Origin of the sequence: Streptomyces omiyaensis, assembly GCF_014650895.1 — a bacterium.
Lineage (GTDB): Bacteria > Actinomycetota > Actinomycetes > Streptomycetales > Streptomycetaceae > Streptomyces > Streptomyces omiyaensis.
In genome coordinates this window covers 25794-46121 of record NZ_BMVV01000002.1, presented here as the reverse complement: position 1 = coordinate 46121, position 20328 = coordinate 25794, and the positions used below count along the sequence as shown (strand labels likewise).

The following is a 20328-nucleotide window of genomic DNA, read 5'->3' as shown; positions in this document are numbered from 1 at the left end:
CGGGGTTCACGCGTATTTCCTGCCCGTTACGGTCCGCGCCCGGCATCCCGTCTCACACCTTCGCGTATCCGGGCCGGTTCTCCGGCTCCTCGGCGGTCTCCGCGGTGTCGGGGACGGCGACCGGGCGGCGAAGGTATACCGCCCAGGTGACGACGATGCAGGCGGCGTAGAAGGCGAGGAAGGCGACGAAGGCCCCGGTGCCGGTGCCGACGGTCTGGAAGGACTGCCGGAAGGCGAGGTTGATGCCGAGGCCGCCGAGGCCGCCGACGGCGCCGATGAGGCCCATGGAGGCGCCGGAGAGCCGCCGCCCGTACGCCTCCGCGGCCTCGCCGGAGAGGCCCTTGCGGTGGCCCTGGGCCAGGAAGATCGCCGGGATCATCTTGAAGGTGGAGCCGTTGCCGAGGCCGCTGAGGACGAAGAGGGCGATGAAGCCGACGAGGAAGGCGGCGAGGGACTCGATGACCGAGGCCCAGATGACGACGCCCGTGGCCGCGGACATCGCGGCGAAGGTGGCGAGGGTGATGCGGGCGCCGCCGTGCTTGTCGGCGAGGGAGCCGCCGAAGGGGCGGATGAGGGAGCCGAGCAGGGGGCCGATGAAGGTGAGCGAGGCGGCCTGGAGCGGGGTGCGGCCGAACTGGGTCTGGAGGACCAGGCCGAAGGCGAAGCTGTAGCCGATGAAGGAGCCGAAGGTGCCGATGTAGAGGAAGGCCATGATCCAGGTGTGGCGGGCCCGTACGGCTTCGCGGAAGGCGCCGGTGTCGTTCTTGACGGGCGTGAGGTTGTCCATGAAGAGCGCCGAGCAGACGGCGGCGATCACGATCAGCGGCAGGTAGACGCCGAGGACGATCCTCGGGTGCATCGCGCCGGCGGTGCCGATGACGAGGAGGCCGACGAGCTGGACGACGGGGACGCCGATGTTGCCGCCGCCGGCGTTGAGGCCGAGCGCCCAGCCCTTCTTCCGGAGCGGGAAGAAGGCGTTGATGTTGGTCATGGAGGAGGCGAAGTTGCCGCCGCCGACGCCGGTGAGGGCGGCCACGAGCACGAAGGTGGAGTAGGACGTGCCGGGTTCCATCACCGCGTAGGCGACGCCGGTCGGCAGGAGCAGCAGCAGGGCGCTGAAGACCGTCCAGTTGCGTCCGCCGAAGCGCGCGACGACGAAGGTGTACGGGATGCGGATCAGCGCGCCGACGAAGGTGGCGGTGGCGATGAGGAAGAACTTGCCCGCGGGGTCGATGCCGTACTGCGGCCCCATGAAGAGGACCATGACGGACCACAGGCTCCAGATGGAGAAGCCGATGTGTTCGGAGAGGACGGAGAAGGCGAGGTTGCGCCGGGCGATCCGTTCGCCCTTCTCCCGCCAGAAGGTCTCGTCCTCCGGCTCCCAGACGTCGATCCAGCGCCCGCCCATCTCGCACCTCCACGGTGTCGGACCCGGTTCCGGATCCTTGTGACAACGACGCTAGGGAAGGCGGGTTTCAGGACGGTGCCGTGAGGTGACGGCGGCGGAACCTTGCTCTCACCCGGCCGGACCGGATCCTGTGAGCGGGGCCGGAGGGGTCCCCGGCTCGCCCTCCGGCAGCCAGGAGCCGGCCGGGCGGGCCAGCCACCCCTCCCGCTCCGCGAGTTCGGCCGCGGCGGCGCGCAGCGCGTCGAGGGCGGGGTGGCGCAGGCCCTTGCGCCAGACCAGGCTGACGGGCGAGAGGGGGACGGGGTCGACGAGGGGCCGCAGGACGCAGCCGGGCATGGGCGGGAAGCCGACGACGGCGAGCACCGGGTGGCGGTGCTTGGCCATGATCCGCTGGAACTCCTCCTTGCCGACGGCGAGCGGCGCGGGCGGCGAGAGCCGGATGCCGCGCCCCTCGAAGAGCCGGACGGCGAGGTCGGTCCACTCGGGGGTGCGGTCGTTCCCGGCTCCGGCGTAGAGGCGTTCGCCGGCGAGCCGGCCGAGCGGCACCTCGGGCAGTCCGGCGAGCGGGTGGTCCTCGGGGAGGATCACCGCCATGGGCTCGTAGCGCAGGAACTGCGCGTCGAGGCGGGCCCGCAGGCCGGGCGCCAGGCCGCCGTACCGGCCGAAGGAGGCGTCGAGCCGCCCGGCCAGGATCTCCTGTGCGGCGCCGGTGAGCCCGGACTCGAAGCGGGCCATCAGCTCCTGTTCGGGGGCGAGTTCGCGGGCGCGGCGCAGGACGCGGTCCTGGACGAGGCCGGGCGTGTTGAGGTCGACGAGGAGGGGGCGGGTCTCGGTCCGGAAGGCGTCCCGGAGCGCGTCGTGGGCGTCGAGGACACGGCGGGCGTACGGGAGGAGCCGCTCGCCGTCCGGGGTGAGGGCGACCTGCCGGGTGGTGCGGACGAAGAGCGGCGCGCCCACCTCGCGCTCCAGGCGCCGGACGTCGCGGCTGAGCGCCTGCTGGGCGACGAAGAGGCGTCCGGCGGCGCGGGTGAAGTGGAGCTCCTCGGCGACGGCGGTGAAGGCGCGCAGCAGCCGGGGTTCGATGTCGTACGGAGTGGGCACCCGCCGCATTCAACAACACGGGTGCGTGAATCGCGACCGAACAGGTGTTGGACGGTCGCGGCGGGCGGGCCGGAGCCTGGTGCCATGCCGCACCAGTTTCTCGTCCCGACCCCGGCGGGCCCGGGCCTGGCCCCCCGCTACCGCGAGCGCCCCGCCGCGCTCCCCCGCAATCCCTACCTCCGCCTCTTCGCCCTGCCCGGCACCCGCGCGTTCACCGCCGGGAACCTGATCGCCCGGCTGCCCTCGGGGATGTTCGGGATCAGCGCGGTGATCATGATCTCGGCGGCGTACGGCTCCTATGCCCTGGCGGGCGCGGTCACCGGGACCGGCCTGGTCGCGGGGGCGCTGACGGCGCCCCTGGTCGCCCGGCTGGTCGACCGGCACGGACAGCGCCGGGTCGCCGTGCCCGCCGCCGCGATCGCCGCCCTCGGGCACGTGCTGCTCCTGCTGTGCGTCCGGGGCGACGCGCCCGCCTGGGCGCTGTTCTGCGCGGTCCTGCCGACCGCGGCCGCCCCGAACACGGGCGGCATGTCCCGGGCCCGCTGGGCGCACCTGCTGCGCGACGACCCGGCGTCGCTGCACACCGCGAACTCCTTCGAGCAGGCCGCCGACGAGCTGTGCTTCATGCTCGGCCCGGTGCTCGCGGCGGTGGTCTGCTCGGCGCTCTTCCCGGAGGCGGGCACGCTGGTGGCGGCCGTCCTGCTGTCGGCCGGCGTCCTGCTCTTCACGGCCCAGCGCTCGACCGAGCCGCCGGTCGCCCCGCGCACCCCGGCGGGCTCGCCGCTGCGCGCGCCGGGGATGGTCCCGCTGCTCGCGGTCTTCGCCGCCACGGGCGCGGTCTTCGGTGCGATGGAGGTGACCGCCCTGGCGTTCGTGGACGGTCCGGTCGCGGGTCCGGTCCTGGCGCTCCAGGCGGCGGGCTCCTGCGCGGCCGGCCTGCTCTACGGCCGGGCCCGCCGCACCGCCGGGCTCGGCACCTGCCTGGCGGCGATGACGGTGGTGATGGCGGCCCCGCTGCTCGCGGCCCGGACGGACTGGCTCCCGGCGCTGGCCGCGGGGCTGCTGGTGGCGGGCATGGCGACGGCCCCGACGATGGTCACGGGCATGGCCCTGGTCCAGCGGCTGGTCCCGTCCGACCGGCTCAACGAGGGGATGACGCTGGCCGTGACCGCCCTCCTGGCGGGCATCGCCACCGGCTCCGCGACCGCGGGCTGGACCGCCGACCACGCTCCGGACCCCGCCCTCGGCTTCGTCCTGCCGGTGGCGGCCGCCGCCCTGGCCCTGGTCCTGTGCGCGGCGACCGGTGTCGGCCGCCGCGTCCCGGCGTGATCCGGGAGCGGATCCACGGCGGGCACGACAGAGGCCCGGCGGCCGCTCGCGCGGTCACCGGGCCTCTGCCCACATGGGATGAGTGGAGATGGCGGGAATCGAACCCGCGTCCAACGGTGCGGAACCAGGGCTTCTCCGTGTGCAGTCTGGTACGAGTTTCTCAGCCCTCCGGATCACCCAGACAAGTCCGGAACGGGCTCAGTCACTGTTAGGTTTCCCTCTTCACCCCGTGACCGGGATCAAGGTTTAGTCCCCTTCATGATGCCAGGATCCGGGTCGGGAACAGCCCCGGGCTGACACTTCGCAAGTCGCTACTTAGGCAGCGAGGGCGAAGGAATCGCGCTTGGTGTTGGCGATTATTGGTTTCGGCGCGTGGTTTACGAGATCATTGCCGCTTCCTCGACACGCTTCCCCTGCTTCGACATCCGCTGTCGAAACCGATCATCCCCATGTTGATTTTTCAAAGTGCGCCCTCGGTGGGGTGCGTCGCCCATGGTACGTGACCGGCGGGCACGGTCGCCAGCGATTAACGCTCCTGGGCGCGCTGGCGGCGCTTCGCCGACGCGATGGCGCGGGCGGTCTCGCGCGTGTCCTGCTTCTCCCGGAGCGTCTGGCGCTTGTCGTACTCCTTCTTGCCCTTGGCGAGCGCGATCTCGCACTTGACCCGGCCGCCCAGGAAGTACAGCGCGAGGGGCACGATCGTGTGACCGGTCTCCGACGCCTTCTGCTCCAGCTTGTCGATCTCCGCCCGGTGCAGCAGCAGCTTCCGCTTCCGCTTCGCCGAGTGGTTGGTCCAGCTGCCCTGCATGTACTCGGGGACGTGGATGTTGTACAGCCACGCCTCGTGGTCCTCGATCTGGACGAAGCCGTCCACCAGCGAGGCCCGCCCCATCCGGAGCGACTTCACCTCCGTACCCATGAGCGCCACGCCCGCCTCGTACGTGTCGAGGATGAGGTAGTCGTGGCGCGCCTTCTTGTTCTGCGCGATGAGCTTGCGCTCCGGCCCCTTGTCCTGGGCCTTCTTGGCAGGCTTGCCCTGCACGTTGACGAGTCCCTTAGCCATAGTGCGGTCATTTTCGCACTACGAGCCCCCTCCGAGGCCACTCAATACCGTGCGGGCCCGCTCCTCCGCCCCTTCGTCGGCCGGCAGGTCGGGCGCGATGCCCCGCCCGTCGACGTCGTGCCCGGCGGGGGTGCGGTAGTGGCCCACGGTGAGCTCGGCGACCGAGCCGTCGGGCAGGGTGCTCGGCATCTGCACCGACCCCTTGCCGAAGGTGTTGGAGCCGACGGTGACCGCCCGGCCCCGGTCCTGGAGCGCGCCGGTGAGCAGCTCGGCCGCGCTCATCGTGCCGCCGTCGATCAGCGCGACCAGCGGCCTGCCGGTGTCGCCGCCCCGCTCCGCGTACAGGGCCCGCTGCTCGCCCTCGACGTCGTACGTGGCGACGAGGCCGCCGTCGAGGAAGGCGGAGGCGGCGACGGCCGCCTCGTCGACCAGGCCGCCGGAGTTCCCCCGCAGGTCGAGCAGGACGCCCGCGCCGGCCGGGGCGGTGCGGACGGCCTCCCGCACCCGGGCGCCGACGCCCTTGCTGAAGGCGGCGACCCGGATGACGACGGTCCGCGCGTCGGGGCGGGAGACGGTGACGGGATCGGTCGCGAGGCGCTCGCGGCGCAGGGTCTGGGTCCAGGTCATGCCGCCCCGCCGGACCCGCAGGACCACGGCCGAGCCGGCGACGCCGTCGCCGCGCAGCAGGGAGACCGTCTCGGAGACGGACAGCCCCTCGGTGGAGCGGCCGTCGACGGCGAGCAGCAGATCGCCGACCCGCACCCCGGCGCGCCCGGCGGGCCCGCCGTCGCGCACCCGGGTGACGCGGACCCCGCCGGAGGGGGTACCGCCCCGCTCCGCGGCCGCCGCCCCGGCGGAGAGGCCGACGCCGGTGTAGGCGCCGTCGAGGGACTGCTCGAACTCGGCGTACTCCCGCCGGTCGTAGACCGCGCCCCAGCGGTCGCCGCTGCGGCTGACGAACTCCTCCGCGGCCTGCTTGCCGGACTTGCCGTCGGCGACGGCCTCGGCGGCGGCGCGGTGGAGGGCCGCCCGGTCGAAGGCCGCGGCGTCCCCGGCACCGGGACGGGGCTCCCCGGCCCCGTCCTCCCGGGGCAGTGCGCCGGTCGCGGCTCCGGTGGCGAGGACGCCGGCGAAGACCAACGTGAGAACGGCCCCGCGGACGACACCGCGGGGCCGGAGACAGAGGGGCACGGAGCGATCCGGCATGGCGCCCACTCTAGGACAAGGCGGGGGCGTCCCCGGGGTTTTGGCCTCGGGACGCCAGTCGTCGCCGGTGGTCTCTTCTCACACCTTCAGGTACTTGCGCAGCGCGATGAACGCGGCCACGGACGGCATGAGCAGTCCGATGACGATCACCAGCGGCAGCTGGGCGAGGACCACGTCCCAGCCGATGAAGTTCACCAGCGGCATCTGTTCGGCCAGGTTGAGGCCGTGGTCGACCAGGAAGTACCGGCCGGCGACGAGCAGCACGCAGGCGAAGGCGCCGCCGATCAGTCCGGAGAACGCGGCCTCCATGATGAACGGCATCTGGATGTAGAAGCTGGAGGCGCCGACCAGCCGCATGATGCCGGTCTCGCGGCGGCGGCTGAAGGCGGAGACGCGGACCGTGTTGATGATCAGCATGAGCGCGATGACCAGCATGAGGAGCATCAGCGCGACGGCCGCGTAGTTGACGCTCCGCATCATGTTGAAGAGCGTCTCCAGGATGGAGCGCTGGTCCTGGACGGACTCGATGCCGTCCCGGCCGGCGAAGGCGGTGGCGACCACCTTGTACTTCTCCGGGTCCTTCAGCTTCACCCGGATCGACTCCTGCATCTGGTCCGGCGTGATGACGGACGCGATGGCGGTGTCGCCGTACTGCTCCTTGTAGTGCTTGAAGGCCTCCTCGGCCGTCTCGTGGATGACGTTCTCCACGATGTCCATCTTCTTCAGATCGGCCTGGATCTGCTCGCGCTGCTGCTTGGTGACGGCGCCCTTGGCGCACTTGGGCGAGGTCGAGGCGTCCGTCTTGTTGCAGAGGAAGATGGAGACGTTGACCTTGTCGTACCAGTAGTCCTTCATCGTGGAGACCTGCTCGCGCATGAGCAGGGCACCGCCGAAGAGGGCGAGCGACAGGGCCACGGAGACGATCACCGCGAAGGTCATCGTCAGGTTGCGCCGGAGGCCGACGCCGATCTCGGAGAGCACGAACTGAGCGCGCATGGTGTTCTGGTTCCCCCGCCGTCAGTGCTGGTAGCCGTAGACGCCGCGCGCCTGGTCGCGGACGAGGCGGCCCTTCTCCAGCTCGATGACGCGCTTGCGCATCTGGTCGACGATGTTCTGGTCGTGGGTCGCCATGACGACGGTGGTCCCTGTCCTGTTGATGCGGTCGAGCAGCTTCATGATGCCGACGGAGGTCTGCGGGTCGAGGTTGCCGGTGGGCTCGTCCGCGATCAGCAGCATCGGGCGGTTGACGAAGGCCCGCGCGATGGCGACGCGCTGCTGCTCACCACCGGACAGCTCGCCCGGCATGCGGTCCTCCTTGCCGCCGAGACCGACCAGGTCGAGCACCTGGGGCACGGCCTTGCGGATCTCGCCGCGCGGCTTGCCGATGACCTCCTGGGCGAAGGCCACGTTCTGGGCGACGGTCTTGTTCGGCAGCAGGCGGAAGTCCTGGAAGACGGTGCCGAGCTGGCGCCGCATGTGCGGCACCTTCCAGTTGGAGAGGCGGGCGAGGTCCTTGCCGAGGACGTGCACCTGCCCCGTGCTGGCGCGCTCCTCCCGCAGGAGCAGTCGGAGGAAAGTCGACTTTCCGGAGCCGGAGGAACCGACGAGGAAGACGAACTCCCCCTTCTCGATCTCCAGGGAGACTTCCCGGAGCGCGGGGCGGTTCTGCTTCGGATAGGACTTGGAGACGTTGTCGAATCGGATCACGGATGCACCACGGTCGGCCGGGAGTAGGTGTGCGTGACCTTACGCGAACCGGGAAGCCCCGCGCAGTCGCGGTCCTGGCTTGTGCGCTTTATCCTTTTTCGGCCTCCGGTGCGGGGCGGGGACGTTCGCGGCCGGGGCGCGCCGGAACCCCGCGGAGCTGGCACAGTGGTAGGGGGAACGTCCGGATCGTGCCGGGCGTTGTCCTGGTGTGAGCCCCGTGCGGGAGGAGGAGAGCGTATGACCTACGACCGACTGGTGTGCGCCAGCTGCGCGGCCCCGGTCGCCGAGGGTCGCTGCCCCGTCTGCCGGGCCAACCGCGAGCGCCTGGCACCGCAGGGGTTGTCCCCCGCGATGGTCCTGACGCTGGTGATCGCCCTGCTGGCGACGCTGGCACTGCTGGCCGCGGTCCGCACGGTGTAGGCGGCACACGAGCCGGAGAGCCGAACGACGAAGGGCCGGGGAGGAAGCCTCCCCGGCCCTTCTGCGCGCCGTGCCGGTCAGGCGGCGGCGCCGCGCCCGCCCGCGACGAGGCGCGGGAGGAAGCGGAAGCCGATGCCGCCGGCGATCATGGTGGCGGCACCGATGATCAGGAACGAGGTCTCGGCCGCACCGGTCTCGGCGAGCTCCTCCTTGGCCTCACCCTGCTGCACCGGCTGCGAGCCGGCCTGCTGGGTGTCGGTGTTGTTGTTCGAGCCGGTCGAACCGCCGGTGGCGTTCGAGCCGTCGGCGACGCACTCGACGCCGTCGAGCTCCACGGTGCAGGCGCCGGAACCGCCGTCGGTGGAGGTGCCACCGTCGGTCGAGGTGCCACCGTCGGTCGAGGAACCACCGGTCGTGCTGGTGGAGCCGGAGTCCGAGCCGGAACCGTTGCCGCCGTTGCCGTTCGACCCGTTGCCGTTGCCGTTCGAGCCATTGCCGTTGCCGTTGGAGCCGCTCGACGAGTTGCCGCCGTCGGTCGAGGCACCACCATCGGTGGACGCGCCACCGTCGGTGGACGCGCCGCCGTCGGTCGAGGCACCACCGTCGGTGGACGCGCCACCGTCGGTGGAGGCGCCGCCGTCGGTCGAGGCACCACCGTCGGTGGACGCGCCACCATCGGTCGAGGCACCACCATCGGTCGAGGCACCACCGTCGGTCGAAGCGCCACCGTCGGTGGACGCGCCACCATCGGTCGAAGCGCCACCGTCGGTCGAGGCACCACCGTCGGTCGAGGCACCACCGTCCGTGGACGCGCCACCATCGGTCGAAGCGCCACCGTCGGTCGAGGCACCACCGTCGGTGGACGCGCCACCGTCCGTGGAGGCACCACCATCGGTCGAAGCGCCACCGTCGGTGGACGCGCCACCGTCGGTCGAAGCGCCGCCGTCGGTGGACGCGCCACCGTCGGCGGAAGCGCCGCCGTCCTCGCCGCAGCCGATCGGGTCGACCTCACACGGCGGGTCGTCCTGCGGGGACGAGTAGGAGGCGATGTTGTCGTCGTTGCCGGCGCTGACCGCCTGCGCGGCGCCCGCCGCGGTCAGGGACGCACCGGCGATGATCACGGCACCGGCCGCGACTCGCGCCAGGCGGACTCGCGTCTTGTTGGTCATCTGGTTGCTACCCCCAGTAGCTTCATCTCGTCATGGGGCAGCGCCAGGGGCCCCGGGCACGGGGGGCGACATGGTTACTGGACCTGCCCCCCGTTCACACGCGCCCCAGATATGCGCATGCCATCCAGCCACCCTTCCGACTTTCCGATGCAGCGTCAAGGCCGTTGCGCGTGCGATGCCCGAAAGATCACCAGTTGGCCGTCATATGACGATGCAACTGTGACGTAAACCCTGAACTACGGGCTCTGCCACGCCAGTTCCCTTGTCGACAAAGCTCCCCGCTCACCCGCGAACCGCTTGCACCGGCGAACACGGGTGAACGCACAGGGCCCCGCACCGAGAGGTGCGGGGCCCTGAAACGAACGCTGCGGAGGACTACTTCGTCTGCTCCTGCTGCTTGCGCCAGCGGATGCCGGCCTCCAGGAAGCCGTCGATCTCGCCGTCCAGGACGGACTGCGGGTTGCCGACCTCGAACTCCGTCCGGAGGTCCTTGACCATCTGGTACGGGTGGAGGACGTAGGAGCGCATCTGGTTGCCCCAGGAGCTGCCGCTGTCCTTGAGGGCGTCCATCTTCGCCCGCTCCTCCTGGCGCTGACGCTCGAGCAGCTTGGCCTGGAGGACGTTCATGGCGCTCGCCTTGTTCTGGATCTGGGAGCGCTCGTTCTGGCAGGAGACCACGATGCCGGTCGGGAGGTGCGTGATGCGCACGGCCGAGTCGGTGGTGTTGACGCCCTGGCCGCCGGGGCCCGAGGCGCGGTACACGTCGACCCGCAGGTCCGACTCCTCGATCTCGACGTGGTCCGAGGACTCGACGACCGGGAGGATCTCGACGCCCGCGAAGGAGGTCTGGCGGCGGCCCTGGTTGTCGAAGGGCGAGATGCGCACCAGGCGGTGGGTGCCCTGCTCGACGGAGAGGGTGCCGTAGGCGTACGGGGCCTTGACGACGAAGGTGGTCGACTTGATGCCGGCCTCCTCCGCGTACGAGGTCTCGTAGATCTCGGTCGAGTAGCCGTGGCGCTCGGCCCAGCGCAGGTACATGCGCTGGAGGCGCTCGGCGAAGTCGGAGGCGTCGACGCCGCCGGCCTCGGCGCGGATGTTGACCAGCGCCTCGCGCGCGTCGTACTCGCCGGAGAGGAGGGTGCGGACCTCCATCTCGTCGAGCGCCTTGCGCACGGCGGCGAGCTCGGTCTCGGCCTCGGCGCGGGTGTCCGCGTCGTCCATCTCCTCGGCGAGGTCGAAGAGCACGCCGAGGTCGTCGATGCGACCCCGCAGCGCCTCGGCCTTGCGGACCTCGGCCTGGAGGTGCGAAAGCTTGCTCGTGATCTTCTGCGCCGCCTCCGGGTCGTCCCAGAGGGACGGGGCCGCGGCCTGCTCTTCGAGCACGGCGATGTCGGCCCTCAGCTTGTCGAGGTCCAGGACGGCCTCGATCGACCCCATGGTCGAGGAGAGGGACTTCAGCTCTTCGGATACATCGACGACTGCCACGCGTCCAGCGTAACGGCTCCGGGCCCGGAGCCGAACCTGCGGCCGCCCGCCTGTGGACGACCGGCTCCCGGGCGGCCCGCCTGTGGACGACCGGAGTCAGGGCCGCGCGGGCTGCGAGGTGGGCCGGGAGTCCTGGGGCGGGGCCCCGTCCTCCCCGGCCAGCGCCAGATAGCCGCCGACCCCGAGCGCGCCCGCGGCCACCGCGGCCGCGAGGCCGAGGGCGATCCGGCGCTTGCGGACGGCGCCGGACCTGTTGCGGGCCGAGCCGGGGCGGCGGGCACCGGCCGGACGCGGGGCGCGGGCGGTGCCGTGCGGACCGCCGGAGAGCTCCTCCGGGCCCGGCACGCGCATGGAGGTGTGGGTGTCGCGGTGCGAGTCGGCGGAGGCGCCGGGCACCAGCGGGACGGCCGCGCGGCGGCGGCCGGTCTCCGCGGGCGCGGCGGTGGAGGTGGCGTACGCCGGGTCCTCGTACGGCTCCGGGGGCGCGGGCTCGGCGTCGGGCTCGTCCACGTCCAGCGGCGGGATGCCCTTGAGCAGCGGCAGGACGTCGGCGAGGCGGGCGGCCAGCTCGGAGGCGCGCAGCCGGGAGGCGGGGGCCTTGGCGAGGCACTGGACGAGCAGCTGCCACAGCTCCTCGGGGATGCCGGGGAGCGGGACGACGGTCTCGGTGACGTGGCGGCGCAGGACCGCGCCCGGGTGGCCGCCGCCGAAGGGGGTGAAGCCGGCCAGCAGCTCGTACAGGACGGTGGCGAGCGCGTAGATGTCGACGGCGGCGCGGGGCGGCAGGCCCTCGACGATCTCGGGGGCGAGGTAGTCGGGGGTGCCGATGATCCGGGTGGCCTTGGTGCGGCCCGGGGTGTCGATGAGTTTGGCGACGCCGAAGTCGGTGAGGAGGGCGGGGTGGGCTCCGCCGGGGCCGAGCGGGCCCTCCATGTCGAGGAGGATGTTCTCCGGCTTGACGTCCCGGTGGACGACGCCGGCCGCGTGGGCGGCGGCGAGGCCCTCGGCGACGTCGCGGATGATCGCGACGGCTGCCTCGGGCGCGAGCCGGCGCTCGCGGTCCAGGCGGGTGCGCAGGTCGGTGCCGCGGACCAGGTCCATGACGAGGGCGAGGTCGTTGCCGTCGACGACGAGGTCGCGGACCTTCACCACGCGCGGGTGGTCGAGTCCGAGCAGGGCGGTCCGCTCCTGCACGAAGCGGCCGACGAGTTCCTGGTCGGAGGCCAGGTCCTCGCGCAGCAGTTTGACGGCGACGGGGCCTTCGGGCCCCTCGCCGAGCCACACCGTTCCGGCGCTGCCCCGCCCGAGGATCTGGTGGGTGGTGTAGCGGCTGCCGATGTTCCGTGCCAAGACTGCTCCCTCAGCGGCTGCGGTTCGCGTCAAAGTTACGCGTCCCGGGCCGCCGGACGTCACTTCCGGAGCGAAATCACCCCTCGGAAGTCGATAAATCGGCAGTACGACCCCGTTTCGGCGGTCGTACTGCCCCTCGTGCCGCCCGGAGGCGGGGGCGGCTACTGGCCGGTGCCGCCCGATCCGCCGGTCCCGGTGGACTCGCCGATGGTCGAGACCCAGTCGGTGACGGTGGAGATGCCGTCGCCGATCGCCTCCCAGTAGCCCTTGCCCTGGGCGATCCAGTCCTGGAGCGGGGTGAGCTCCCAGATCAGCCAGCCGGCCACCACGAAGAGGACGATCATGACCAGGCAGCCCTTGAGGCAGCCGAGGCCGGGGATCCGCACCGGGTTGGCGCTGCGGCGGCGCGGCTCGCGCGGGGCGGGCGGCTGGGCCTGCGGCCGCTGGGGCTGCTGCGGCTGCGCGTACTGCTGCTGCGGGGGCTGCGGGGGCGCGTACTGCTGCGGCGCGGGCTGCTGCTGGTACTGCTGCGGCGCGGGCCGCTGGGGCGCCGGGCGCTGCTGCTGGTACGGCGGCGGCTGCTGCGGCTGCTGGTACTGCTGCGGCTGCTGCTGGTGGGGCGGCTGCTGGTACTGCTGCTGCGGGGGCCCCTGCTGGTACGGCGGGGCCTGCGGCGGCTGCTGCGGGCGGCGCGGGGGCCGACGGCGCAGCGGGTCCTCGGCGGGGTCCAGGTACTGCACCTGGGTCTGCTCGTTGCGGTCCCGGGCGGCCCGGAGCTGGGTCTGCCAGGGGTGCGGGTCCTCCGCCGGCGGGTTCGCCGGCATGGCCGGCATGACGGCGGTCGGGTCCGCCGCCCCGGCGGGGCCGCCGGTCGGCAGGACCGTGGTGGGGTCGGCGGCGCCGGCCGGCCCGCCGGTGGGCAGGACGCTGGTGGCGGCGCCCGGGTCGAACCGCCCGCCCGGGCCGGCCGGCAGCACCTGCGTGGGGTCCGCCGCGCCGGGGGTCTGCGGGACCGGCGCCGGGTCGGGGTCCGGGGCCAGGAGGGCGCCGACGCCCTCGGCGGCCTCGATCTGGGCGGGCGAGGAGTGGACGCCGATGCCGGCGGCGACCGTGCGCAGGCCGCGCGCCAGGTTGACCGCGCTGGGGCGCCGGGCGGGGTCCTTGCTGAGGCAGCGCTCGATGACCGTCCACAGGGGCGCGGGCACGGTGGAGGGGCGCCGGGGCTCCTCGCTGAGGTGCATGTGGAGGACTTCGAGGGCGGTGCCGCCGGCGAACGGCGGACGGCCGGTCACGAGCTCGTACAGGAGGATGCCGGCGCCGTAGATGTCGACGGCGGAGGTCTGCGGGCGGCCCTCGGCGGACTCCGGCGCCACGTACGCGGGCGTGCCGACGAACTCGTGGGTGCGGGTGAGGCCGGGGGAGTCGGCGAGCCGCGCGATGCCGAAGTCGGTCAGCATCGGGTGCATCGCGCCGTCCCGCTCGGCGACCAGCACGTTGGCCGGCTTGAGGTCGCGGTGGACGACCCCGTCGGCGTGGCTGGCGGCGAGCGCGTCGGCGATCTGCGCGGTGAGCAGGGCGGCGGCGACCGGGGTCAGCGGGCCGTTCTCCCGCAGGTAGCGGTGGAGGTCGGGGCCCTCGACGAGGTCCATGACCAGGGCCAGGACGTCGCCCTCGACCACCAGGTCGCGGGTGCGCACGATGTTCGGGTGCGTGAGCCGGAGGAGGACGGACCGCTCGCGCAGGAAGCGCATCACGATGTCCGCGTCGTTGGCCAGCTCCTCCTTGAGGACCTTGATCGCGACGGTCTCGCCGGGCTGTCCGGGCACGGCCGCCTCGGCGCCCGCCGTCTCCCGCTGGCGGGCTCGCCAGACGGTGCCCGTGGCGCCGCGGCCGAGCGGCTCCTCGAGCAGGTACTTGCTGCCGATTGGCCGCACGTCACGCGCTCCCTGCTGATCGTGGTCCTGGGTGGCCGGTTCCCGCTCGGTGGGCCGAGCCGGGTCCCGGAGACCTGTTCGTCTCTGTTGTGACCCGTCCGGGTGTCCGACCCACTCTAGTGCCGCCGAACGGGTCACAGCCCGGTCGTCCACAGGCCTTTCTCCGTCGGCGTGTGCGAACCCGGAGGGCCGCCGGGCCGCCTTCCGGGCCCGTCGGTGGTCACCGCCGGAATCCCACCCGGATTCCGGCCCAACTTGTCCGGAAGAAGACGCTCCTCCGGGCGGGATGGTTGCCGCACCGGCCCGGCGGTCCGGGTCGACCTGGCGTTTTCGCGTCACGCCCGGCGGTTCCGGACGACCGTTCAAGATCACTTCGGGCCGACCCGGCGGCGGGTTGTCCGCGGCAGGTGCGAGGATGCCTCCAGCACGTCGTGCAGGTGGGGTCGGGAGCCCCCGCGCCGTGCAGACCTGTACCGGGCGACGCGTCCGTGCCGGGTGGGGGGTGACACGGGGCGGTCCCCTGCCGGGCATGTCGCGCAGAAGGGACCGCTGACGGCGATGCAGATCCGGTTGACCGTCCTCGCGCCGCACGCCGGCCACGGCGCCGGGCGCGCCTGCGACGTGCTCGTCACGGCCCCCGCGGGCACGGCGCTGTCCGCCGTGGCCTCGAACCTCGCCGCCGCCGTCACCGGCCCCGACGCGGCCGGCACCGGCACCCCCGTGCTGTACGCGGGCGCGGAGCGGCTGGACGCCCGCCGCTGCGTGCTGGGCGAGCCGCCGCTGGTCGACGGGGCGGTCCTCGCGCTCCACACCCCCGATCCGGACGACCGGGCCGGTCTCGACGCCACCGCCTCCTCCGCCGCCCGGCTCCACGTCGTCGCCGGTCCCGACGCGGGCGGGGTGCACCTGCTGCACGGCGGGGCGATCCGGATCGGCCGCTCCGTGGAGGCGGACGTCCCGCTGGACGACCCGGACGTCTCCCGCTCCCACTGCACGGTGACCGTCGCCGGGGACGGCCGGGTCACCGTCGCCGACCTCGGTTCGACCAACGGCACGACCCTCGACGGCGCCCCCGTCGGCGACCGCCCGGTCCGGCTGCGCCCCGGCGCGCTGCTCCGGCTCGGCGAGTCCACCCTGCGCCTCACCCTCCCCGACGGCGCCGCGGCGGACACCGGGACGCTGCCCACGGCCCCCGACGGGGAGGGCCACCTCCGGGTGCCCCCGCCGGAGCCCGGGACCCTCGCGGACCCGGACGGCGGCGCGTGGTCCGACCGCTCCCCCGGGCCCGAGGCGGCCGCTCCCGGCCGGACCGCCGTACGGGAGGGCGCCCCGGCCCCCTCCTCCTGGACCGGGCACGGCCCCGAGACGCACGGCGCGGCGCGGGGCGTGCCGCTCGCGGACGCCTGGCCGGACGCCGGGCACGCGCGGGCGGGCGACCCCGAGGGCGGTGACGGCGGCGCGGCGCACAGCCGCGTCCGCACGGCCCCCGACGGCGGCGACCCGGCCACCCGCAGGACCGGCCGGCGCGGGCTCGGCGCCTGGGCGCGGCGGATCGCGGGCGGCCGCGAGGCGGAGCCCGCGCCCGGCGCCCCGGTGTCCCCGGACGCCCCCGGCACGGACCGGCCCGAGGCGCCCGGCACCACCGCCGCGCCCGACACCTGGCCCGATCCGGCGGCCGTCCTGCTCACCGCGCTCGGCCCCGGCCCCCGGCTGTGGGAGCGGACGCCGGGCCACCCCGAGTCCCTGGCGGTCCGGCTCGGCACCGCCGACCGGGCGGAGCTGTCAGGCGTCCCCGTGACCGTCGGGCTGCGCGAGGCCGGCTCCCTGGGCCTGGCCGGGCCCGCGGACCGGCTGTCCGGCCTGGCGCGGGCGGTGGTGGCCCAGCTGGCGGCCCTGCACTCCCCCGCCGACCTGGAGATCGTCCTCGTCAGCGCCGACCGCAACCGCCCCCTGGAGGAGCGGCGGCGCGCCTGGGGCTGGCTCGGCTGGCTCCCGCACGTGCGGCCCGCGCACGGCCAGGACTGCCGGCTCCTCCTCGCGTACGACCGCGAGCAGGCCCAGGCGCGGACGGCCGAGCTGACCCGGCGGCTCGACGACGGCCCCCTCGGGCCCGGCTGGGCCAGCGCGGACCGGGCGGCGGTCGCGGAGGCGGCCGCGCGCCACACGGGTCCGGCGACGGTCGTCGTCGTGGACGGCGACCCCGGCACGGCGGCGCTGCGGGAGACGGTGGCCCGGCTCGCCGGGGCCGGCGCGGCGGCGGGCATCCACCTGATCTGCCTGGCCGAGGCGCCCTCGGCCTCCCCGGCCTCGCCGGTCGCCGCCACCTACGAGACGGCCTGCGCGGCCTCCCCGGCCTTCCGCGAGTGCGGGGCGGCGGTCCTCCTGAGCGGGGACGTGGCGACGGCGCTGCGGCTGCTGCGGACGTCCGGCGGGCGGGCCGCGGGCCACGGCACGGTCGGAGTGGTGGACGCGGTCTCGGTCGCCTGGGCGGAGCGCTTCGGGCGGGCGCTGGCCCCGCTGCGCACGGACGCGGCGTCGGCCGCCCCCGGCCGGGCCGCCGCGCTGCCGCCGTCGTCCCGGCTCCTGGACGAGCTGGGCCTGGCCCGGGCCACGCCCGCGTCCCTGATGGCCCGCTGGGCGTCGGCCGGGGAGGGCACGGCCGTCCTCGGCGCGGGCCCGCGCGGCCCGCTCGCCGTCGACCTCACGGCGGAGGGCCCCCACCTGCTGATCGAGGGCCCGGCGGGCAGCGGCCGCACGGAGCTGCTGCGCGCCGTCGCCGCCTCCCTCGCGGCCGGCGCCCGCCCCGACCGGCTCGGGCTGCTCCTGGTGGACGGCGCCGGCGGCGAGCGGGGCGAGGGCCTCGCGGCCTGTACGGAGCTGCCGCACGTCACCGAGCACCTGGTGGCGTCGGACCCGGTCCGGATGCGGGAGTTCGCGCAGGCACTGGGCGCGGAGCTGAAGCGCCGCGCGGAGCTCCTCGGCGACGCGGACTTCGCCGACCGCCGCACCACCCGCGCGGTGGTCGGCCAGCGGGCCCCGAGCGCCGCCGAGGCGGTCCCGCAGGGCGTCCGGGCGAGCCTCCGGCTCCCCGACGCGACGGAGCTCGGCGACCGTCCGAGCGGCCGCACCCTGCGCACGGGCGCGGGCGCGGTCGGCGACAGCCCGCCGGGGGTCCGCACGCCGTACCAGGGCGCGGAGGGGGCGGCGGACCGCGCCCCGGTCCGCGTCCCCCGCCCCGCCGGCGCCCCCGACGAGCTCCCGGCCACCCCCAGCGACCGGCTCGGCGGCCGCGCCCCCGTGGGCGACCTCCCCGCCGCCTTCGCCACCCGCCCCGGCGGCCGCGCCGTCCCCCACCAGGTCGCGCCCGACGCCCCCGGCACCGCGAGCGGCCGTACGCCGTACCCGGGCGCGGGAGACGTCCGGGGCGGCACGAGCGGGCGCACGGCACACCCCGGTACGGGTGACGTGTCCGGTGCCGCGAGCGGCCGTACGCCGTACCCCGGCCCGGGGGATCTGCGCGGCGCCGCGAGCGGGCGCACGGCGTACCCCGGTACGGGTGACGTCCAGGGGGCGGCGAGCGGGCGCACGGCGTACCCGGGGCCGGGGGATCTGCGCGGCGCCGCGAGCGGCCGCACGCCGTACCCGAGGGCGGGCGACGCGGCCGGCGGGCGGAGCCCGTACCCCGGCACCGAGGACGTGACCGGCACGTCGAGCAGCCGCACGCCGCACCCGGGCGCCTCCGGTCCCTCCCGGACGCCGAGCGCGCGCACGCCCTACCCGGGCACGAACGACGCGGCCGGCGGCCGGACCGCGCACTCCGGTGCGGGCGACGTGTCCGGCGCGGCGAGCGGGCGCACGGCGTACCCGGGGGCTGCCGACGTCCAGGGCGCCGCGAGCGGCCGGACCGCGCACCCCGGCGCGGGGGACGTCTCCGGCGCGGCGAGCGGGCGCACGGCGTACCGGGGCGCGACCGACGTCGCCGGGGCCGCGAGCGGGCGCACCGCCCACCCCGGGTCCGGGGACGTCCCGGCGCCGTCGAGCGGGCGGCTCGGGGAGCGGACGGCGACCAGCGGCCGCACGCTACGGGCCGACGACGGCCCCGCGCCGGTCGACGAGCGGAGCAGCGCGCGCGTGCCCCGGCCGGGGAGCGAGGAGGACCACCTCCCGCGCGCCGTCGCCGCGAGGGTGCCGCTGCCGCGGCTCGTCGTGCTCGTGGACGACTTCGACGCCCTCGTCGCCCCCGCCCTCGGTGCTTCGGGCCGGCCCGCCGCCGGGTCCGTCGTCCGGGCCCTGGAGGCGATCGCGCGCCACGGCGAGCGGCTCGGGGTGCACCTGGTCGCGACCTCGGCCCGCCCGGACCGGACCGTCGACACCGACCTGGCGCACGGGGCCCGGCTCCGCGTGGTGCTGGACGCGCCGGCGAGCGTGCAGGGCCCCGACGTCCCGGCTCCCGGCCGGGGCCGGCTGGGGCACCCGGACGGACGGGTGACGCCGTTCCAGGCGGGCCGCATCACGGGCCGGATCCCCCGGACGGCGACGCTGCGGCCGACGGTCGTCCCGCTGGAGTGGGAGCGGATGGGCGACCCGCCCGCCCGCCGCCCGGTCCGCGAGCTGGGCAACGGCCCGACGGACCTGGCCCTGCTGGCGAGCGCGCTGGACCGCGCGGCCCGCTCGGTGGAAGCCGCCCCGGTCCCCCCGCTCGGCCACGCCTGACCCCACGCCCGACTCCGGCCGCGGTCCGGCCGGAGTCGGGTCCGGCCGGACCCGAGCCAAGGCGGAGTCTGCGTCTGCGTCTGCGCCGGGGCACGCCGTGTCCCGGCCCGGCCGTACCCGGCACGACCGGGCCCGCGACCCCATGCCACCGACCCCGTGCCACCGACCCCGTGTCCGACGGGCGGGCGAGCGAGCGGCCTGAGGCCGAGCGCCGGGCGCCTGACAGCCGTGCGCCGGGCGCCGATCCGGCTGGCGGCCGGACGGCGCCTGGCGGCCGAACGGCGGCTGGCGGCCGAACGGCGGCCGGCGGCCGAACGGCGGCCGGCGGCCGAACGGCGGCCGGCGGCCGAACGGCGAAGCACCGAGCGGCCGGATGTCAGGGTGCCGGGCTGCCGACGGCCCGACGGCCGAGCGCCGGACGACGGGGCACCGGACGGCCAGGCACCGCATGAGCCCAGGCACCCGGAGCCGCCCGGCGGTGCCCGAAGGCCCCCGAAAGCCGCCCGGTGGCGCCCGAAAGCCGCCGACAGCTCCCGACAGTCCGTGAAAAGGCCGGGCCTCCCCTTCCGGCGGTGGTCGGGGGCGCGTCAGGCCCGGGCGCCGCGTGGCGTCGGCGCGGGTCCGTGGGGACCGCGGCGGCACCGCGGATGCCGGGCGCGCCGGTTCACGCGCCCGGCGTGAGCGTCCGCAGGGCCGCGACCGCCGCGCGGGCGAGTTCGTCGGCGTACCCCTTCGGGGGGTCGGTGCGGACCACGACGAGGCGCCAGTAGAGGGGGCCGACGACGAGGTCGAGGGCGAGGGCGGGGTCGGTGCCCTCGGGGAGCTCGCCGCGGGCCACCGCCTCCCGGACGATCTGGGCGACGACGCCCTCCTGTCCGTCCAGGAGCGCCGAGCGGACCGGTTCGGCGATCTCGGGCTGCCGGGCGGCCTCGACGAGGAGTTCGGGGATCACCTGAGAGGCGATCGGGTGGCGCAGGGCGTGCGACGCGACGGCGAGGAGGGCGCGTACGTCGCCCTCCAGGGAGCCCGTGGCGGGCGCCGGCAGGCCCTGTGCGGCGACGGCGCCGACGAGGTCGAGGACGAGCGCGAGCTTGGACTTCCAGCGCCGGTAGACGGCGGTCTTCCCGACGCCCGCGCGGCGCGCGATGCCCTCGATGGACATCCGGGCGAAGCCGACGGCGGCGAGTTCCTCGAAGACGGCCTCGCGGATGGCCTCGGTGACGTCCTCGCGGAGCACGGCGGCTCCGGCGGGGGCGCGACGGGGCGTGGGAGTGCTCATGGACGGCATCCTAACCGGCGACGACGTCACGACGATACGGTTGCGTTCCGACGCGAGGCGCCCTACCCTCCCCTTCAAGCATCGATACGCAGACGTACCGACGCAACGAGATCGTCCCGTCGATTCGGAATCCTCCGGCACGACGGACCCCACCCCGCACCCTC

General features: G+C 74.9%; 14 protein-coding genes and 1 other RNA gene. 3 read left to right on the top strand and 12 right to left on the bottom strand.

Going from position 1 to position 20328, the window contains the following annotated elements; translation table 11 throughout:
- Nucleotides 1–52 precede the first annotated feature (52 nt).
- Together IE287_RS03055 and IE287_RS03050 are read right to left on the bottom strand one after the other, a co-directional pair.
- The gene (locus tag IE287_RS03055; RefSeq protein ID WP_189847313.1) at nt 53–1408 is read right to left on the bottom strand and encodes a nitrate/nitrite transporter; all 1356 of its coding nucleotides are present in this window, start codon (nt 1406–1408) and stop codon (nt 53–55) included.
- Between the two features lie 108 nt (nt 1409–1516).
- Nucleotides 1517–2509, bottom strand: coding sequence for a LysR family transcriptional regulator (locus IE287_RS03050; protein WP_189847312.1), 993 nt, complete (start codon nt 2507–2509; stop codon nt 1517–1519).
- An 84-nt stretch (nt 2510–2593) separates the two neighbouring features.
- On the opposite strand from IE287_RS03050, the gene IE287_RS03045 reads away from it, so the two are divergent.
- Nucleotides 2594–3838 (top strand): MFS transporter, encoded by a 1245-nt coding sequence (locus tag IE287_RS03045; RefSeq protein WP_229883251.1) that lies wholly within the window; start codon nt 2594–2596, stop codon nt 3836–3838.
- An 80-nt stretch (nt 3839–3918) separates the two neighbouring features.
- On the opposite strand, the gene ssrA is transcribed toward IE287_RS03045, so the two are convergent.
- From ssrA to ftsE, 5 genes are all read right to left on the bottom strand, one after another.
- Nucleotides 3919–4287, bottom strand: a transfer-messenger RNA (tmRNA) gene (ssrA, locus tag IE287_RS03040).
- A 77-nt stretch (nt 4288–4364) separates the two neighbouring features.
- Nucleotides 4365–4901: an SsrA-binding protein SmpB gene (gene smpB / locus IE287_RS03035; protein WP_189847311.1), complete on the bottom strand. Its 537-nt coding sequence runs from the start codon at nt 4899–4901 to the stop codon at nt 4365–4367.
- A gap of 18 nt (nt 4902–4919) precedes the next feature.
- Nucleotides 4920–6107 carry a S41 family peptidase gene (locus IE287_RS03030; RefSeq protein ID WP_189847310.1) on the bottom strand — a complete coding sequence of 396 codons (1188 nt, stop codon included), beginning with the start codon at nt 6105–6107 and terminating at the stop codon, nt 4920–4922.
- Between the two features lie 78 nt (nt 6108–6185).
- Nucleotides 6186–7103 (bottom strand): permease-like cell division protein FtsX, encoded by a 918-nt coding sequence (gene ftsX / locus IE287_RS03025; RefSeq protein WP_189847309.1) that lies wholly within the window; start codon nt 7101–7103, stop codon nt 6186–6188.
- Between the two features lie 21 nt (nt 7104–7124).
- Nucleotides 7125–7814, bottom strand: coding sequence for a cell division ATP-binding protein FtsE (gene ftsE, locus IE287_RS03020; RefSeq protein WP_189847308.1), 690 nt, complete (start codon nt 7812–7814; stop codon nt 7125–7127).
- Nucleotides 7815–8051: 237 nt separating this feature from the next.
- On the opposite strand from ftsE, the gene IE287_RS03015 reads away from it, so the two are divergent.
- Nucleotides 8052–8234, top strand: a complete 183-nt coding sequence (locus IE287_RS03015) for a hypothetical protein (protein WP_189847307.1) — start codon at nt 8052–8054, stop codon at nt 8232–8234.
- A 77-nt stretch (nt 8235–8311) separates the two neighbouring features.
- Here IE287_RS03015 and IE287_RS03010 read toward each other — a convergent pair whose 3' ends face one another.
- The 4 genes from IE287_RS03010 to IE287_RS02995 form a co-directional block, all read right to left on the bottom strand.
- Entirely contained in the window at nt 8312–9403 is a 1092-nt protein-coding gene (locus IE287_RS03010) for a hypothetical protein (RefSeq protein ID WP_189847306.1), read from the bottom strand.
- Between the two features lie 375 nt (nt 9404–9778).
- Nucleotides 9779–10888: a peptide chain release factor 2 gene (prfB, locus tag IE287_RS03005; protein ID WP_189847305.1), complete on the bottom strand. Its 1110-nt coding sequence runs from the start codon at nt 10886–10888 to the stop codon at nt 9779–9781.
- A gap of 96 nt (nt 10889–10984) precedes the next feature.
- Nucleotides 10985–12238, bottom strand: a complete 1254-nt coding sequence (locus IE287_RS03000; protein ID WP_189847304.1) for a serine/threonine-protein kinase — start codon at nt 12236–12238, stop codon at nt 10985–10987.
- 161 nt (nt 12239–12399) lie between these two features.
- The gene (locus IE287_RS02995) at nt 12400–14172 is read right to left on the bottom strand and encodes a serine/threonine-protein kinase (protein ID WP_189847303.1); all 1773 of its coding nucleotides are present in this window, start codon (nt 14170–14172) and stop codon (nt 12400–12402) included.
- Nucleotides 14173–14730: 558 nt separating this feature from the next.
- On the opposite strand from IE287_RS02995, the gene IE287_RS02990 reads away from it, so the two are divergent.
- The gene (locus tag IE287_RS02990; protein WP_189847302.1) at nt 14731–18885 is read left to right on the top strand and encodes an FHA domain-containing protein; all 4155 of its coding nucleotides are present in this window, start codon (nt 14731–14733) and stop codon (nt 18883–18885) included.
- A 664-nt stretch (nt 18886–19549) separates the two neighbouring features.
- On the opposite strand, the gene IE287_RS02985 is transcribed toward IE287_RS02990, so the two are convergent.
- Nucleotides 19550–20164, bottom strand: a complete 615-nt coding sequence (locus IE287_RS02985; RefSeq protein WP_189847301.1) for a TetR/AcrR family transcriptional regulator — start codon at nt 20162–20164, stop codon at nt 19550–19552.
- Nucleotides 20165–20328 lie beyond the last annotated feature (164 nt).

Excerpts from the sequence above, each read along its gene's own strand:
- IE287_RS03055 (WP_189847313.1), bottom strand. The coding sequence starts at position 1,408 with ATGGGCGGGCGCTGGATCGACGTCTGGGAGCCGGAGGACGAGACCTTC.
- IE287_RS03045 (WP_229883251.1), top strand. The coding sequence starts at position 2,594 with ATGCCGCACCAGTTTCTCGTCCCGACCCCGGCGGGCCCGGGCCTGGCC.
- smpB (WP_189847311.1), bottom strand. The coding sequence starts at position 4,901 with ATGGCTAAGGGACTCGTCAACGTGCAGGGCAAGCCTGCCAAGAAGGCC.
- IE287_RS03030 (WP_189847310.1), bottom strand. The coding sequence starts at position 6,107 with ATGCCGGATCGCTCCGTGCCCCTCTGTCTCCGGCCCCGCGGTGTCGTC.
- ftsX (WP_189847309.1), bottom strand. The coding sequence starts at position 7,103 with ATGCGCGCTCAGTTCGTGCTCTCCGAGATCGGCGTCGGCCTCCGGCGC.
- IE287_RS03015 (WP_189847307.1), top strand. The coding sequence starts at position 8,052 with ATGACCTACGACCGACTGGTGTGCGCCAGCTGCGCGGCCCCGGTCGCC.
- IE287_RS03010 (WP_189847306.1), bottom strand. The coding sequence starts at position 9,403 with ATGACCAACAAGACGCGAGTCCGCCTGGCGCGAGTCGCGGCCGGTGCC.
- IE287_RS02990 (WP_189847302.1), top strand. The coding sequence starts at position 14,731 with ATGCAGATCCGGTTGACCGTCCTCGCGCCGCACGCCGGCCACGGCGCC.
- IE287_RS02985 (WP_189847301.1), bottom strand. The coding sequence starts at position 20,164 with ATGAGCACTCCCACGCCCCGTCGCGCCCCCGCCGGAGCCGCCGTGCTC.